This window comes from Blattabacterium cuenoti, from assembly GCF_014251595.1.
Taxonomy (GTDB): Bacteria; Bacteroidota; Bacteroidia; order Flavobacteriales; family Blattabacteriaceae; genus Blattabacterium; species Blattabacterium cuenoti_Q.
Map to the genome: position 1 here is coordinate 152966 of NZ_CP059192.1, position 16279 is coordinate 169244.

The window sequence follows — 16279 nt, forward strand, 5'->3', positions numbered from 1 at the left end:
ATAAATCTAAAAAAATTATATAAATATTTTTATTTTTTTTTTATCATTTTAAAAAAAATAGGTAAAGTTGTGATTAATACAATTAATAGAATAATCCATTCAAGATGATTTTTTAATTTCGGAAAGCTTTTATCTAAATAATGTCCCGATAACATAATGGAATAAGTCCAAGCAAGCGCTCCAATGATATTATATATCATAAATTTTTTAAAGTCTATACGAATTGCTCCTGCTACAATAGGAGCAAAAGAGCGAAACATAGGAAGAAAACGACTTATAATAAGAGCTGTTGTTTTATATTTATTGTAAAACAATTTTGCTAAAATCAAATGTTTTTTCTTAAAAAAAAAGGAATCCTTTTTTTTGTATAATAATTTTCCAGATTTATATCCTAACCAGTATCCTTGCATATTTCCAAGAATAGCCACACCTGCTACAATTAAAATAATCACAAAAAAAGGGACATTATAAAAATTTTTGCATAAATCCTTTCCAAAAATTCCGGCAGTAAATAATAAAGAATCCCCAGGCAAGAAAAAACCGATAAAAAATCCTGTTTCTGCAAAAACAATAGCTAATAGAATAAATAAAGCTGTATTTCCAAAATATAAAAATATCCATCTAGGATTAAATAAATGCTGAAAAAAATCCCAAATATCTGACATTTTACAAATGTGATAATGAAAGTCAAAGTTAAATATTTCCATTTTTTATCTTACTAAAAAAATAAAAATATTTATTTTCATATTTTAATTAAAAAAACGAATATATGGAGTGTTTATTTAAATTTATTAATATTTTAGGATGGATTCCTAATATATTTTTCTTCATCATCGGTTTGATTTTTATCGTTTTTTGGTTACAAAAAATATTTTATTTCATTGATTAGTAAAAAATTGGTTAATTTTGTTAGATTTATACTGAGACGAAGATATATATACATGCGAATGAAAAAAATAGGAGAATTTTTCCACTTTAATGAAGAAGCTTATGATTTTCTGAAAGATTATTTATTTCATCAAGTAGACTCCATCAAGAATATATTTATTTTAGTTGATGACATAACTTATACACATTGTCTTCCTATTCTTTTTCATAACATCGATTTTTTAAAAAAATCTAATATTATTAAAATAAAATCAGGAGAAAAAGAAAAAAATATTTACACGTGTATTCAAATATGTAAAAATTTAGAAAAATTTAAAGCAACTAGAAAAAGTTTAATTATCAATTTAGGAGGAGGAGTAATTACAGATATTGGAGGATTTGTTGCATCTATATTCAAACGAGGTCTACGTTTTATTAATATTCCTACAACTTTATTAGGAATGGTTGATGCGGCTATAGGATATAAAACGGGTATTAATTTAGATTCTATAAAAAATGAAATAGGATCTTTTTATATTCCAGAATTTTTAATTATTGACACTCATTTTTTAAAAACACTTCCAGATTCAGAAATTTTTTCTGGAATGGCAGAAATGTTTAAACATGGATTAATATCCGATAAAAATTTTTGGAGACAAATGACTCAAATACAAATAAATAAAGAAAATTTCATTATAAATAAAAATGAATGGACTGATTTTATTCATCAATCTATATTAATTAAACAAAAAATAGTAGATCAAGATCCTAAAGAGAAAGGATTAAGAAAAATCCTTAATTTTGGACATACTATTGGACATGCTTTAGAAAGTTATTTTATGGACAAAAATAAAATAAAACATGGAATTGCTGTAATTATGGGAATCATTTATGAATCATGGATTTCATACAAAATTAATGGATTGTCTCTGTCTGATTATAAAGAAATCAAATCAACGCTTTATCCATTATGTCCAATCATAAAAAATAAAATATCCGATTTAATAATTAATCAATTATTATTGATTATGGAACATGATAAAAAAAATGAAAAAAACAAGATTCAATTTTCTTTGTTAAAAGAAATTGGAAAATGTTCATATAATTGTCAAATCCCCTATTCCTTGATTAAGGAAAGTTTTTTAATGTTTTAATTAAAATATTTATTCAAAAAAAAAAAAAAAAANAAAAAAAAAAAAAAAAAAAAAAATGAATGAAAGTGAAGGAGAAAAATTGATTTCTATTAATATTGAAGATGAGATGAAATCATCTTATATAGACTATTCTATGTCTGTTATTGTATCCAGAGCTCTTCCCGATGTTAGAGACGGATTGAAACCTGTACATAGAAGAGTCCTTTATGGAATGTATCAATTAGGAATTTTATATAATAGTTCTTACAAAAAATCTGCTCGTATTGTCGGAGAAGTATTAGGAAAATATCATCCACATGGAGATATTTCCGTTTATGATACAATGGTTCGTATGACTCAAAAATGGACATTACGTTATCCATTAATAGATGGACAAGGAAATTTTGGATCGTTGGATGCAGATCCACCAGCAGCAATGCGTTATACAGAAGTGAGAATGAAAAGAATATCTGAAGAAATGTTGTTGGATATCAAAAAAAAAACAGTCGATATGCAATTAAATTTTGATGATTCTTTGGAAGAACCAATCGTTCTTCCTACACGAATCCCCAATCTTTTAATTAATGGTTCTTCTGGTATTGCAGTTGGAATGGCTACTAACATCCCTCCTCATAATTTAAAAGAAACTATAAATGCTATTTGTGCTTATATAGATAACAATGACTTATCTATCGAAAAAATTATGAAGTATATAAAAGCCCCTGATTTTCCTACAGGTGGAATTATTTATGGATATGATGGAGTAAAAAACGCTTTTCATACCGGTAAAGGACGTATTATTTTACGTGCTAAAGTTCATTTAGAAGAAATTCATGGTAGACAATGTATTATTGTAGATGAAATTCCTTATCAGGTCAATAAAGCGGAAATGATTACGAGGACTATAGAATTAATGAAGGAAGGAAAAATGGAAGGTATTTATCAAATTCGTGACGAATCGGATAGAAATGGACTACGTATTGTTTACATTTTAAAACAAAATACAAACTCTAATATATTATTGAATAAATTGTTTCAGTACACTTCTTTACAAACTTATTTTAATGTCAATAATATAGCATTAGTTAACGGAAAACCAGTTCAATTAAATATAAAAAGTTTTATTCGATATTTTGTTGATCATAGACACGATGTTATTATTCGTCGTACTAAATATGAACTCAATAAGTGTCAAGATCGTGTTCATATTCTGTTGGGATTTTTGAAAATATTAGATCATTTAGATATTATGATTCAATTAATTCAAAAATCTCAAAATCATTTTGATGCTTGTGAAAAATTGATTCAAAAATTTCAAATATCGAAAAATCAATCTAAGTCCATATTAGATATGAAATTGCAAAGCCTTACTTCTTTAGAAATCAATAAAATTAAAAAAGAATATGATGAACTTGTTAAAAAAATAGATTTTTTAAAAAATGTTTTGGAAACACATTCAACAAGAACTCAAATTATTAAAGAAGAACTTTTAGATATCAAAAAAAAGTATCAAGATGAACGTCGTACACAAATTGATTATTCAGGAAATAAAGTCAACATAGAAGATCTTATTGAAAATGAGCAAGTCGTTCTTACAATTTCCCATGCTGGTTATATTAAAAGAACTTCTTTATCAGAATATAAACGTCAAGGAAGAGGAGGGGTAGGAAATCGAGGAGCAACTGCAAGAGAATCAGATTTTTTTAATCATTTACTTGTAGCAACAAATCATCAATATTTGCTTTTTTTTACAGAAAAAGGAAAATGTTTTTGGTTAAGAGTCTATGAAATACCAGAAGGATCTAAAATATCTAAAGGAAGAGCAATACAAAACATTATTCATCTTCAACAAGATGATAAAGTCAATGCTTATATATTAACAGGAGATCTAACTAATAAAAAATATGTAAAAGATTATTATGTGATGATGATTACGAAAAAAGGGATTATAAAAAAAACATCTTTAGAAAATTATTCTCGTCCTAGAAAATATGGGATCAATGCTATTGTTATTCGAAAAGGAGATTCTTTATTAGAAGCTATTTTAACTAAGGGAAATAGTCATGTTTTTATTGCTGTAAAAAGTGGTCGAATTATTCGATTTTCAGAAAATAAAATCCGTTCGACTGGAAGAACTTCTTCTGGGGTTATAGGTATTAATACAAATAATCATCAAGATATGGTTATTGGAATGATATGTGTAGATATAGAAGGAAAAGAAAAAGGATATTTATTAGTAGTTTCTGAAAAAGGATTTGGGAAAAGATCTCATATAAAAGATTATCGTATTACCAATCGTGGGGGGAAAGGAATTAAAACAATAAATATAACTCAAAAAACAGGTAGCTTAATTTCCATTAAATATGTAACAGATCAAGATGATTTGATGATTATTAAAAAATCAGGTATTATTATACGTATTTCCATATCGGATATAAGAGTTATGGGAAGAACGACTCAAGGAGTTAGATTAATCAATTTGAAAAAAAATGATGTTATAGCTGACGTCGCAAAGGTTTACAAACCTATTATGGATTTTCATTAAAATCTCGTAATATATTGATACATTCTGCTATATAAAAATCTTTATTCATATTCTTTTTCCATTCTTCTTGTTCCTCTAATTCTTTTGTATTAAAAATAATTTTGTAATGATTCGTGAAAACTTTTTTTCCACATATTTTCAATATATTTCTTAATTTTATAATATTTTGATTTATTCTTTTTGTTTTTAAATTTTCATAATAAAATTCTTCCCAATTTAAAGAAAATCGTTTTTCATTCGAAAATTTATTTTCTAATCTTTCTAATGATTGTATTATTTTATAAATGTTTATGAAATTTTTATTTTCTTTCAAACGTTTGATGCTCTTATGTTTAATATTTTCTAAATATAAATTTTTATAATAATCATAAATATCAGGAACAGGGGCCGTATAATCCCATTTCATAGGATAAATTTGATTTTTTTCCATATATTTTAAAAATATATTTTTCATATGACTCGGAATGACTATATCGGATTTTACTCCTTTTAATTGAGTGGAACTTCCATTTACACGATAAAATTTATTGATGGTAAATTTTAAAGCACCTAATTCTTCATTAGAAAATAAAAATCGGTTTAATGGATAAATGGTTTGTACAGTTCCTTTTCCATATGTTTGATGACTTCCAACTATAATTCCTCTTTTATAATCTGCTATAGAAGCCGCGAGAATTTCAGAAGCAGAAGCAGATAATTCGTTCACAAGAATGACAAGAGGACCTGTCCATAAAATTTTATTTTCATAACTTTTGAGTATCTTTTTTTTTTTGTTCGATTTACCTATTTGTACAATAGGAACTTTTCCTAAAAAAAAACCAGCTATTTCTATGACCGTATCTAAAGATCCTCCTCCATTATTTCTTATATCGATCAGAATTCCTTTCACATTTTCTTTTTTCAGTTCTTGAATAATTTTTTTTATATCTTTAGCTGCATTTTTACCATTTTTATTTTTAGGATTAAAATAAAATTCTGGTAAACATATATAACCATATTTATTTTTGTTTTCATCCAAAATTATGGCGCTTTTTGCAAAAATTTCTTTTTTTTCAATTATATCTCTAGTGAGAATTACTTCTTCTATCGATCCATTTTTCTTTTGAAGAGTTAGTCTAACTTGACTTCCTTTTTTTCCTCTTATTAAATGAATCGAATTTTCTAATAACATACCTACAACATTTTTAGATTCTGAGTTAGCATTTTTTGCTATTCGTATAATTTTATCTCCTATTTCTATTTTTTTGTTTTTCCATGCAGGACCGCCTACAATGAGTTTTACTACGGTAGGATATCCTTTATCATCTTGTAATTCAACACCAATTCCTTCTGTTTGTCCAGATATGTTTAAATCAAAAATTTCTTTTTCTTTAGGAGAAAAAAAATTAGTGTGAGGATCATATTGAGAAGTTATAGTATTGACATATATAGAAAACCAATCTTGTTCTTTTTTTATTTTTAATTTTCTAAAATATTCCTGAATATATTCTTTTACTTTTTCTCTGGATTTTTTTTCGTTGTTAATAAATATATTTTTCCAAATTTTTTTGGGGTTTTTGGAGGTTATTTTTTTGGGGTTTTTATAGGTTATTATTTCTATTAATGTTAAATATTTTAAGTATTTTCTCCATTTTTCAGTCCATTCTTTTTTATTTTTAGGATAAAAAGAATTCTTTTTTTCAATAAAAAATATTTCTTTTTTATTAAAATCAAAAGATTTTTTTAAGATATGGAAGCATATAGATTCTGCTTCTTCTATCCTTTGAAAAAAACGTTTTATAATAATATTAAAAAAAATAGGATTTCCATGAATCCAAAAATCGTCTATTTGTTCTTTATATAAAGAAAAATCTTCTACATCTTTTTGTAAAAAAAAGCGTTTTTGATTATCTAATTTTTCAAAATACTTGTTATATACTTTTTGTGAAAAATTATTATCTATAGAAATAGGATTTATGTGTAAAAAGTAAAGTGTTTTATATGTTGTTTTGAGTATTAAACGATGTTTTTCTTGTTCTCCTAATGGAGAACAAAAACTTAATGAAAAAATAAATAAGAAACCAATTATTATGGACTTAATATTATTCAATTTTTTTATTTTAAAATTCACTATTATGTTGATATTTAAAAAATATCAGTAAAATTATATAATATCTTTTTATATAAATATAATGAATCCAAAACCAATTATTTTAGTCACAAATGATGATGGAATCGTAGCTCCAGGTATTAGGGCTCTTATTCATTTTATGAATTTTTTAGGAGATGTATATGTAGTAGCTCCAGATAAACCTCAATCTGGAGTGGGACATGCAATCACAATGAATACGATATTGTATTGTGATTCGGTAAAAATAGATAATGGAAATCAAAAAGAATGGGAATGTTCTGGAACTCCGGTTGATTGTGTGAAACTAGCAATTAGTGACATTCTTCCAAGAAAACCTGACATTTGTGTATCAGGTATTAATCATGGGTCAAATTCTTCTGTAAATATAATGTATTCTGGGACTGTTTCCGCCGTTATTGAAGCAAGTATCGAGGGAATTCCATCTGTTGGTTTTTCTCTTTTAGATTTTGATTGGAATGCAGATTTTGAACCATCTCAAAAATATGTATGTCAAATTGTTAAAAAAATTCTTTATAACCCTATTCCGGAAAAAGTAATGACTTTGAATGTTAACATTCCTAAATTAAAAAAAGAAGAAATTAAAGGAATTAAAATATGTAGGCAAGCAGAATCGAAATGGAAAGAAAGTTTTGATAAACGTTATACACCTAAAGGTAGAACTTATTATTGGTTAGTAGGGGATTTCGTGAATATCAATGAAAAAATAGATACAGATGAATGGGCATTAAAAAATGGATATGTATCTATTGTTCCGATTCAATTGGATTTAACAAATTATACTATTTTAAATCTTTTAAAATCTTGGAATTTTATCGTGTTATTTATTTTTTTGATAGTATCATAGTTTTCATTATTATGAATTTGAATATTAAACTCTATATATAAGTGTCATCTTTTATAGAAAGATCTTTAAATCCAAAATCTATTCAAGATTTTATTGGACAACATGAAATCTTGGATAATCTAAAAGTTTTTATTCAGGCAGCTAAAAAAAGAAAAGAAGCCTTAGATCATATTTTATTTCATGGGCCTCCAGGATTAGGAAAAACAACCTTAGCTCATATTGTTGCAAATGAGTTATGTGTAAACATCACAGTTACTTCAGGTTCTGTTTTAGATAAACCAGGAGATTTAGCTGGTTTACTGATTCATTTAAAAATAAATGATGTGATTTTTATTGATGAAATTCATCGTCTTTCTCCAATTGTTGAGGAATACTTATATTCAGCTATGGAAAATTATAAAATAGATATTATTATAGATTCTGGATCTAATGCTAAATCAGTACAAATTGATTTATTTCCTTTTACTTTAATAGGAGCGACTACAAGATCAGGTTTATTAACAGCTCCTATGCGTTCTAGATTTGGTATTAACTTTCGTCTGAATTATTATGAAAAAGAATTATTAAACAATATTGTTAATCGTAGTGCAAAATTATTAAATATTCCAATTACAAAAGAAGCTTCAATTGAAATCGCGAACAGAAGTCGTGGAACTCCACGTGTAGCTAATTCTTTATTACGTAGAATACGTGATTTTGCACAAATTAAAGGAAATGGAACCATTGATATTAATATATGTAATTTAGGGTTAAAATCTCTTAATGTGGATAAACATGGATTAGATGAAATGGATAATAGAATTTTATCATGTATGATAGATCATTTTAAAGGAGGACCTGTTGGAATTCATACTATAGCAACAGCTGTTAGTGAAAATTCGGAAACCATAGAAGAAGTTTATGAACCTTTTCTTATTCAGGAAGGATATTTAATTAGAACACCCAGAGGAAGAAAAGTGACGAGATTAGCTTATAAACATATCAAAAAAAAATATAAACAAAAATAGACTAAAATATTTTTTCATAAGAATTAACTAACTTTATTAAAAGAATCAATATATAAACAATCATGCCTTCAAATGTTATTGTTGGTCTCCAATGGGGTGACGAGGGAAAAGGAAAAATTACAGATTTGCTTGCTAAAAATTCGGATTATGTAATCCGTTATCAAGGAGGAAATAATTCAGGTCATTCTATTCATACTAAAAATCGTCATTTTATTCTTCATTTAGTTCCTTCTGGAGTGATTTATTCTAGCGTAAAATGTATTGTGGGACCTGGAGTTGTAATTGACCCTAAATCTTTAATACAAGAAATACAAAATTTAGAATCAATAGGTATAGATACATCTAAAGTTTTTTTATCAAAAAGAGCACACATTACTATGCCTTACCATCGTTTTTTAGACCGGTATCAAGAGGAATTTTTAGGAGATAAATTAATCGGAACTACACATAAAGGAATTGGTCCTACTTATGAGGATAAGATATCTCGTATAGGAATTCGTGCTTTAGACTTATTGAATTTAGAAGTTTTTTATAAAAAATTAAAATATAATATTGATCTAAAAAATCAAATTTTTACAAAAATTTTTAAAAAAAAACCCCTTTTCGTTCAAGAAATTTATGAAGAATATATAGAATATGCAAAGATTCTTTCACATCGTATAATAGACGCTGTTTATGAAATTCATAATGCTTTTCACAATCAAAAAAAGATTTTATTTGAAGGAGCTCAAGCTTTATTATTAGATATAGACTATGGGACATATCCATATGTTACCACTTCTTCCACTTCTACAGGAGGTGTATGTATAGGGTGCGGAATTCCTCCTAATTTTTTAAAAAATTTTATAGGAATAACAAAAGCATATTGTACTCGTGTCGGATTTGGTCCGTTTCCGACTGAAATTGAAAATGAAATAGGTGATATGATACGTAAAAAAGGAAATGAATATGGAGCAACCACAAAACGTTCCAGACGATGTGGATGGTTGGATTTATTAGCTCTTAAATACTCTTGTATGATTAATGGAATTAATTATTTAATCATCACAAAATTAGATGTTTTAAATGAGTTGGAAACCATTAAAATGTGTATAAAATATAAATGTGATGATAAGATTATTCAATATTTTCCAGCAAATCTAAAAAAAAATACAAAAGGAATTTATATCGATTTTCCTGGATGGAAGGAAGATATTTCTCATATTCATGAATACGAAGATTTACCAAATAATTGCAAAAAATATATTAAATTTATTGAAAACTATTTAAATTTAGAAGTCTTATTGGTTTCTGTTGGTTCTGAAAGAAATCAAAACATCATTAAAAATAAATCTTTATTTTTTAAAATTTTTACTTAGAAAATATTTTTGTGTGGAAAAATATAAAAATCCTTTAGTAGAACGATATAGTAGCAAAGAAATGTTATATAATTTTTCTCCAAAAAAAAAGTTTATTACTTGGAGAAAATTATGGTTTTATTTGGCCAAAATTCAAAAAGAATTAGGATTAAATATCACTGAAGAACAAATATATGATCTAAAAAATCATTTATATGATATTGATTGGAACAGAGTTTCTTTTTATGAAAAAAAATTTCGACATGATGTCATGGCTCATTTATATGCTTTTGGGGATAAAGCAACTATAGCTAGACCTATTATTCATTTAGGAGCCACAAGTGCTTTTTTAGGAGATAATACAGATATCATTTTAATTCGTGATGGATTAGAGATTTTATTAAAAAAATTGGTTAACGTAATTTTTCGTCTTCGAAATTTTACTTTAGAATATCATAACATTCCTACTTTGGCTTTTACTCATTATCAACCGGCTCAATTAACTACTGTAGGAAAACGATCAGCTTTATGGTTACAAAGTGTAATTCTAGATTTAGAAGAATTAGAATTTAGGTTGAAAAATATTTCTTTTAGAGGGCTAAAAGGAACTGTAGGTTCAGCAGATAGCTTTAAAGAATTATTTGATGGAGATTTACAAAAAGTAAAAAATTTAGAAAAAAAATTATCCAATAAATTCAGATTTAAAAACATTTTTCCCATAACAGGACAAACTTACGATAGAAAAGTAGACGCTCAAATATTAAATTTATTATCCAATATTTCTCAATCTTCCCATAAATTTAGTAACGATTTACGTTTATTACAAAATTTAAAAGAAATGGAAGAGCCTTTTGAAAAAGAACAAATTGGATCTAGTGCTATGGCTTATAAACGAAATCCAATACGTAGTGAACGTATGGCTTCTTTAGCTAAATATGTTATTTCTTTATCTAATAGTTCCGCTCTAGTTGCAGCGACTCAATGGTTAGAACGGACCCTAGATGATTCAGCAAACAGAAGATTGGTTATAGGACAATCATTTTTAGCTGTAGATGCTATTTTGATCATTTGGAATAACATATTAGAAAATATCATTGTATATCCTAAAATAATTGATAAACACATCAAAGAAGAGCTTCCTTTTTTAATTACTGAACATATTATTATAGAATGTGTAAAAAAAGGATCAGATAGACAAGAGATTCATGAAAGAATACGAATTCATTCTATGGAAACCCATGATAAAATTAAATTAGAGGGAATGGAAAATGATTTTATTAAACGTATTTTACACGATAAAAAAATACCTATTCATGAAAAAGAAATGAATCAAATTTTGAATTCTAAAAATTTAACAGGATTTTCTTCAGATCAAACCTTAGAATTTATTGAAACCATAGTTAGTCCTATATTAAATCGTTTTCATCATTTCATTGATTCTGATATATCTAATATGGATATAAAAATTTAGTATAAATCATGAACTTCAGAATTTATATACAAAAAAAAAGTCCTTTTGATATTGATTCTAGAAAATTATACAATGATTTTAAAAATATGAATATTTCATTGTCTAATATAGTTATTTATAATATATATGATATATTTGATATCAATAAAAAACTTTTTTTAGAAAGTTTGTCAAAGGTTTTTGTAGATCCTGTTACAGATATTTTGCATCGAAAAATTAATTTGAATACTTCATGTATAGAATTTTTTTCAGAACAATATAATGGGAGATCGGATGCTGCTATGCAATGTATAAAAGTTATCGACCCTCAATCAACTACAGTTTCCGTAAAAACTGGACAATTAATTCAATTAATTGGTATGAAGAAAAAACAGGATTTTTATAAAATTAAAAAATATTATTCATGTTGGAATCCAATCAATAATGAAAATAAAAGAGAACCCGAAGTTATAGATAATTTTATTAAATTTTCTTTTTCAAAAATACAAAATATACATAGTAAATATAATTTATCTATGGACGTTAAAGATTTACTATTTATACAAAAATATTTTTATGAAGAAAATCGAAACCCGACTTTATCAGAATTACGTATATTTGATGTTTACTGGTCTGACCATTGTCGGCACTCTACATTTTTTACCACATTAATCAATATATCTTTTTATGGATCATTAAAAAAAACATATCAAAATATATTTAAAAAATATTTAAAGGATAGATCTTATATAGGAATATCAAAAAAACCTATAACTCTTATGGATTTATCTAGTATTCCTGCTAAAATTCTTTATAAAAAAGGAAAATTAAAAAATTATGTTCATTCTGATGAACATAATGCGTGTACCATAATCGTAAATGTAGATTTTTCATGCAAAAAAAAAGAAAAATGGTATTTGTTATTTAAAAATGAAACTCATAACCATCCTACTGAAATTGAACCTTTTGGAGGAGCTTCTACTTGTATAGGAGGAGCTATTCGTGATCCTTTATCGGGTAGAGCTTTTGTTTATCAAGGAATCAGATTGAGTGGAGCGGCTGATCCCACCAATTCAAAAACTATTGATGGAAAACTACCGCAACATCAAATTTGTTTTGAATCAGCTCGTGGTTATAGTTCTTATGGAAATCAAATAGGATTATCAACCAGTCATGTTCATGAAATTTATCATGAAGGATATAGAGCTAAAAGGATGGAGATCGGAATGGTTGTTGGTGGTGTTCCTGTTGATTATCTTAGACAAGATCAACCCAAAAAACCCAAAAAAGGAGATGTTATTTTGTTAATTGGAGGCTTAACGGGAAGAGAAGGAATTGGAGGAGCGACAGATTCTTCTAAAGAATATAAAGAAAAAGAATATGATTATAATTTAAAAAGAAATATACAACAAAAAGGAGATCCAATAATAGAAAGAAAAATTCAAAGATTTTTTAGAAATAAAAAAGTTATTTCTTTGATAAAAAAATGTAATGATTTTGGGGCAGGAGGAGCTTCTGTCGCTATAGGAGAATTGAGTGATAGTTTAGTGCTTTATTTAGATAAAATCCCAATCAAAAAAAATACAAAAAACATGAAAGCTATCGAAATTGCACTTTCAGAATCTCAAGAACGTATGGCTGTCATATTAGATCCAAAAGATGTCAAAAAATTTATACATTTATCTCATGAAGAGAATCTTATGTCTGTTCCTATTGGAACAATTACGGATAATAAACGTATTATTTTTTATTATAGAAAAAAAGAAATTTTTAATGTAGAAAGTTCTTTTTTGAATACAAAAGGATCTCATAAAGAAAAAACGGTCCATGTGAATTCTCCTGTTTCCATTTCTCCGTTTAATAAATCAAAAAAAATTGTTTTTAGCAAAAAAAAATTTTTAAAAACTCTTTCTGAATTAAATATAGCTTCTCAAAAAAGTTTAGTCGAGATGTTTGACAGTACTGTAGGTGCTACTACAGTTTTAATGCCTTTTGGTGGGAAATATCAAATGACTCCATCTGAAGGAAGTGTACAAAAAATTCCTGTTTTTAGAGGAGATACAAATACAGTTAGTATAGTCTCTTGGGGTTTTCATCCTGAAATTTCTGTTTGGAGTCCTTTTCATGGAGGAGCTTATGCTATTGTAGAATGTATTTCTAAAATTGTTTCTATGGGAGGGAATTATAGAAACACTTATTTTAGTTTTCAAGAATATTATCAAAAATTAGGAAATAATCCAGAAAATTGGGGAAAACCTTTTTCTTCTTTATTAGGAGCTTATCATGCCCAGATGTCCTTAGAATTAGCTTCTATAGGAGGAAAAGATTCTATGTCTGGAACATATAAAAATTTGCATGTTCCGCCAACATTTGTCGCTTTTGGGTTAACTACAGGTTTATGTTTTAATATTATCTCTTCTGAATTTAAAAAAGTAGGAAATAAAATTTATTTATATTATCACAATTCATTAGAAAATGAAATGCCAAATTTTGATTCTATAAAAAAAGCTTATGATCAAGTTTATAAGGGAATTTGTTCGGGAAAAATTGTTTCGGTTAAAACAATTAAAGATGGAGGTATTTCTATTGCCATTGCTAAAATGTCTTTTGGAAATTGTTTAGGTGCCGTTATAGATTGCAAAAATCATTTGCTTGAAACAAATATAGGTTCCTTAATTATAGAATCCTCATCTTCTATTTCAGATAATAATTTTATTCAAATAGGAGAAATTATATCTCATAAGTATTTAAATTTTAATGGAATATCCATTGGTATAGATGAGTCAATAAAAAATTGGTTAAAAACTTTATCTCCTATTTTTTCTTATAATGAAAAAAAAAATAATATAAAAAAAATAAGAAAAGAAAAAATTGAAAAAAAAGAAAAACGTAATTCTATTGTATGGAAATCTTACTTAAAAAATAAAGGAAAACCTCGTGTATTTATTCCTATATTCCCGGGAACAAATAGTGAATTCGAATCAATACGTGCATTTGAAAAAGAGAGATCTATAGTAAATACTTTCGTCTTCAAAAATATAAATAATAAAGATATTATAGAGTCTATCTTTCACTTAAAGAAACATATAGAATCTGTACAAATATTAATGTTATGTGGAGGATTTAGTGCTGGAGATGAACCAGATGGATCCGCTAAATTTATTGTATCTATATTACATAACCCGTATATTAAAGAGGCTATTAAATGTTTTCTTTATCAAGATGGGTTAATTTTAGGAATTTGTAATGGATTTCAGGGATTAATTAAATCCGGATTATTACCTTATGGAAAAATTTGTTTGAGAGATCATAATTCTCCAACATTGACTCATAATAAAATAGAAAAACATATATCACAATGTGTTCATATTAAAGTTATTTCTGATCATTCTCCATGGTTAAACGGTATGAAAAATAAAATTTATACTCTTCCTATATCTCATAGTGAAGGAAGATTTTATGCAAGTAAAAAAATTACAAAAATTTTATGGGATAAAAATCAAATTGCTGCGCAGTATGTAGACTTAGAAGGAAATCCTAGTTTAGATAGATTATATAACCCTAATGGATCTGTTGAATCCGTTGAGGGGTTATTAAGTGAAGATGGTAAAATTTATGGAAGAATGACTCATCCAGAACGTTATCATTATGGATTATTAAAAAATATTCCTAACATTCATGAGCATTCCATTTTTAAAAATGGAGTAGAATATTTCTTATGAATATTATGAAAATTAACTAACTTATGAAAGTGGCTATATTTTTTGGAAGTATTTCTGATAAATCAATTATGAAAATAACAGCGGAAGTACTCAAACAATTTAATATAAATTATAAATCATATGCGATTTCCGCACACCGATTACCAAATGTTTTATCGACGACTATCAAACAAATAGAATCTGAAGGTACAGATGTCATTATTGCAGGAGCTGGATTATCCGCACATTTACCTGGATTTATTTCTTCTCAAACAATCCTACCTGTTATCGGAGTTCCAATTCATGGACATAATTCATTGGGAGGAATGGATGCTCTTTTGTCTATAGTACAAATGCCAAAAGATGTTCCTGTTGCTACAGTAGGAATAAATAACTCCTATAATGCTGCTTTGTTAGCCATTCATATTTTAGCTATAAAATATCAAGATATAAGAAAATTATTGCTCAAATTCAGAATGAAAAAAAAAGAGAGATTAATAACTGAAATTAAGCAACATTTATTACCATGAGCTGCATAATTAAAAAAAATATTTTATCAGAAGGAAAAACAAAAAGAATATATACTACTCAAAATCCACTTGAGGTATTAATTCATTATAAAGATAATATAACAGCTTTAGATGGATTGAAAAAAAATTTTTTACAAGATAAAGGAGTTTTAAATAATGAAATAACTACATTAATATTTAAGTTTATAAATTCTTGTGGGATTAAGACTCATTTTATACGAAAAAAAAACAATAGAGAACAATTATGTCATAAAGTAGATATGATCCCTTTAGAATTTGTTGTGCGTAATATTGTTGCGGGAAGTATGTCTAAACGTTTAGGAGTGAAAGAAGGAATTCATCTATCCAATCCTATTTTTGAAATATTTTATAAAAATGATAAGTTAAAAGATCCATTAATTAATGATCATCATGCCGTTTTTTTAGAAATTATTTCTTATGAAGAATTAAATAGGATTTATAGCATAGCATCAGAAATCAACCATATTATCAAAAAATATTTTTTGGATAAAAATATTATATTGGTAGATTTTAAGATAGAATTTGGTAAAAATCATAAAAACGAGATTTTACTTTCTGACGAAATTAGTCCAGATACTTGTCGTTTTTGGGATAAAAAAACAATGAAAAAATTGGATAAAGATTTATTTAGAATGGGATTAAAAGAAAAAGAAGAAGTATTTGATATTTATATGGAAATATTAAAAAGGCTAAATGTAAGTTAGCCCATTAAA

At 26.4% G+C, this 16279-nt stretch carries 11 protein-coding genes; 9 read left to right on the forward strand and 2 right to left on the reverse strand.

The annotated features are described in order from the left end of the window. Positions 1-29 precede the first annotated feature (29 nt). A complete protein-coding gene (locus H0H66_RS00725; protein ID WP_185858079.1) occupies positions 30-665 on the reverse strand; it encodes a DedA family protein in 636 nt (211 codons plus the stop codon). A gap of 276 nt (positions 666-941) precedes the next feature. Between H0H66_RS00725 and aroB the strand changes: the two genes are divergently transcribed. Both aroB and gyrA read left to right on the forward strand, forming a co-directional pair. Next, positions 942-2021 (forward strand): 3-dehydroquinate synthase, encoded by a 1080-nt coding sequence (gene aroB, locus H0H66_RS00730; protein ID WP_185858080.1) that lies wholly within the window; start codon positions 942-944, stop codon positions 2019-2021. A 55-nt stretch (positions 2022-2076) separates the two neighbouring features. After that, positions 2077-4545 carry a DNA gyrase subunit A gene (gene gyrA, locus H0H66_RS00735; protein WP_185858081.1) on the forward strand — a complete coding sequence of 823 codons (2469 nt, stop codon included), beginning with the start codon at positions 2077-2079 and terminating at the stop codon, positions 4543-4545. Here gyrA and H0H66_RS00740 read toward each other — a convergent pair. Further along, positions 4529-6655, reverse strand: coding sequence for a carboxy terminal-processing peptidase (locus tag H0H66_RS00740; RefSeq protein WP_185858082.1), 2127 nt, complete (start codon positions 6653-6655; stop codon positions 4529-4531). The two genes, gyrA and H0H66_RS00740, sit on opposite strands and share 17 nt — an antisense overlap. Positions 6656-6716: 61 nt before the next feature. Here H0H66_RS00740 and surE point away from each other — a divergent pair, with 61 nt between their 5' ends. From surE to purC, 7 genes are all read left to right on the forward strand, one after another. Next, positions 6717-7520, forward strand: coding sequence for a 5'/3'-nucleotidase SurE (gene surE, locus H0H66_RS00745; protein WP_185858083.1), 804 nt, complete (start codon positions 6717-6719; stop codon positions 7518-7520). A 41-nt stretch (positions 7521-7561) separates the two neighbouring features. Further along, positions 7562-8527: a Holliday junction branch migration DNA helicase RuvB gene (gene ruvB / locus H0H66_RS00750; RefSeq protein WP_185858084.1), complete on the forward strand. Its 966-nt coding sequence runs from the start codon at positions 7562-7564 to the stop codon at positions 8525-8527. 62 nt (positions 8528-8589) lie between these two features. Beyond that, complete coding sequence (locus H0H66_RS00755; protein ID WP_185858085.1) at positions 8590-9885, forward strand: adenylosuccinate synthase; 1296 nt, start codon at positions 8590-8592, stop codon at positions 9883-9885. Between the two features lie 13 nt (positions 9886-9898). Continuing rightward, the gene (purB, locus tag H0H66_RS00760) at positions 9899-11335 is read left to right on the forward strand and encodes an adenylosuccinate lyase (protein ID WP_185858086.1); all 1437 of its coding nucleotides are present in this window, start codon (positions 9899-9901) and stop codon (positions 11333-11335) included. 8 nt (positions 11336-11343) lie between these two features. Next, positions 11344-15036 carry a phosphoribosylformylglycinamidine synthase gene (locus tag H0H66_RS00765; protein WP_185858087.1) on the forward strand — a complete coding sequence of 1231 codons (3693 nt, stop codon included), beginning with the start codon at positions 11344-11346 and terminating at the stop codon, positions 15034-15036. Between the two features lie 23 nt (positions 15037-15059). Continuing rightward, positions 15060-15545: a 5-(carboxyamino)imidazole ribonucleotide mutase gene (purE, locus tag H0H66_RS00770; RefSeq protein WP_185858088.1), complete on the forward strand. Its 486-nt coding sequence runs from the start codon at positions 15060-15062 to the stop codon at positions 15543-15545. Next, positions 15542-16270 carry a phosphoribosylaminoimidazolesuccinocarboxamide synthase gene (purC, locus tag H0H66_RS00775; RefSeq protein ID WP_185858089.1) on the forward strand — a complete coding sequence of 243 codons (729 nt, stop codon included), beginning with the start codon at positions 15542-15544 and terminating at the stop codon, positions 16268-16270. The genes purE and purC overlap by 4 nt, the downstream gene beginning before the upstream one ends. Positions 16271-16279 lie beyond the last annotated feature (9 nt).

Coding starts and splice junctions, on each gene's coding strand:
- H0H66_RS00725 (WP_185858079.1), bottom strand. CDS start 665: ATGTCAGATATTTGGGATTTTTTTCAGCATTTATTTAATCCTAGATGG.
- aroB (WP_185858080.1), top strand. CDS start 942: ATGCGAATGAAAAAAATAGGAGAATTTTTCCACTTTAATGAAGAAGCT.
- gyrA (WP_185858081.1), top strand. CDS start 2,077: ATGAATGAAAGTGAAGGAGAAAAATTGATTTCTATTAATATTGAAGAT.
- surE (WP_185858083.1), top strand. CDS start 6,717: ATGAATCCAAAACCAATTATTTTAGTCACAAATGATGATGGAATCGTA.
- H0H66_RS00755 (WP_185858085.1), top strand. CDS start 8,590: ATGCCTTCAAATGTTATTGTTGGTCTCCAATGGGGTGACGAGGGAAAA.
- H0H66_RS00765 (WP_185858087.1), top strand. CDS start 11,344: ATGAACTTCAGAATTTATATACAAAAAAAAAGTCCTTTTGATATTGAT.
- purE (WP_185858088.1), top strand. CDS start 15,060: ATGAAAGTGGCTATATTTTTTGGAAGTATTTCTGATAAATCAATTATG.
- purC (WP_185858089.1), top strand. CDS start 15,542: ATGAGCTGCATAATTAAAAAAAATATTTTATCAGAAGGAAAAACAAAA.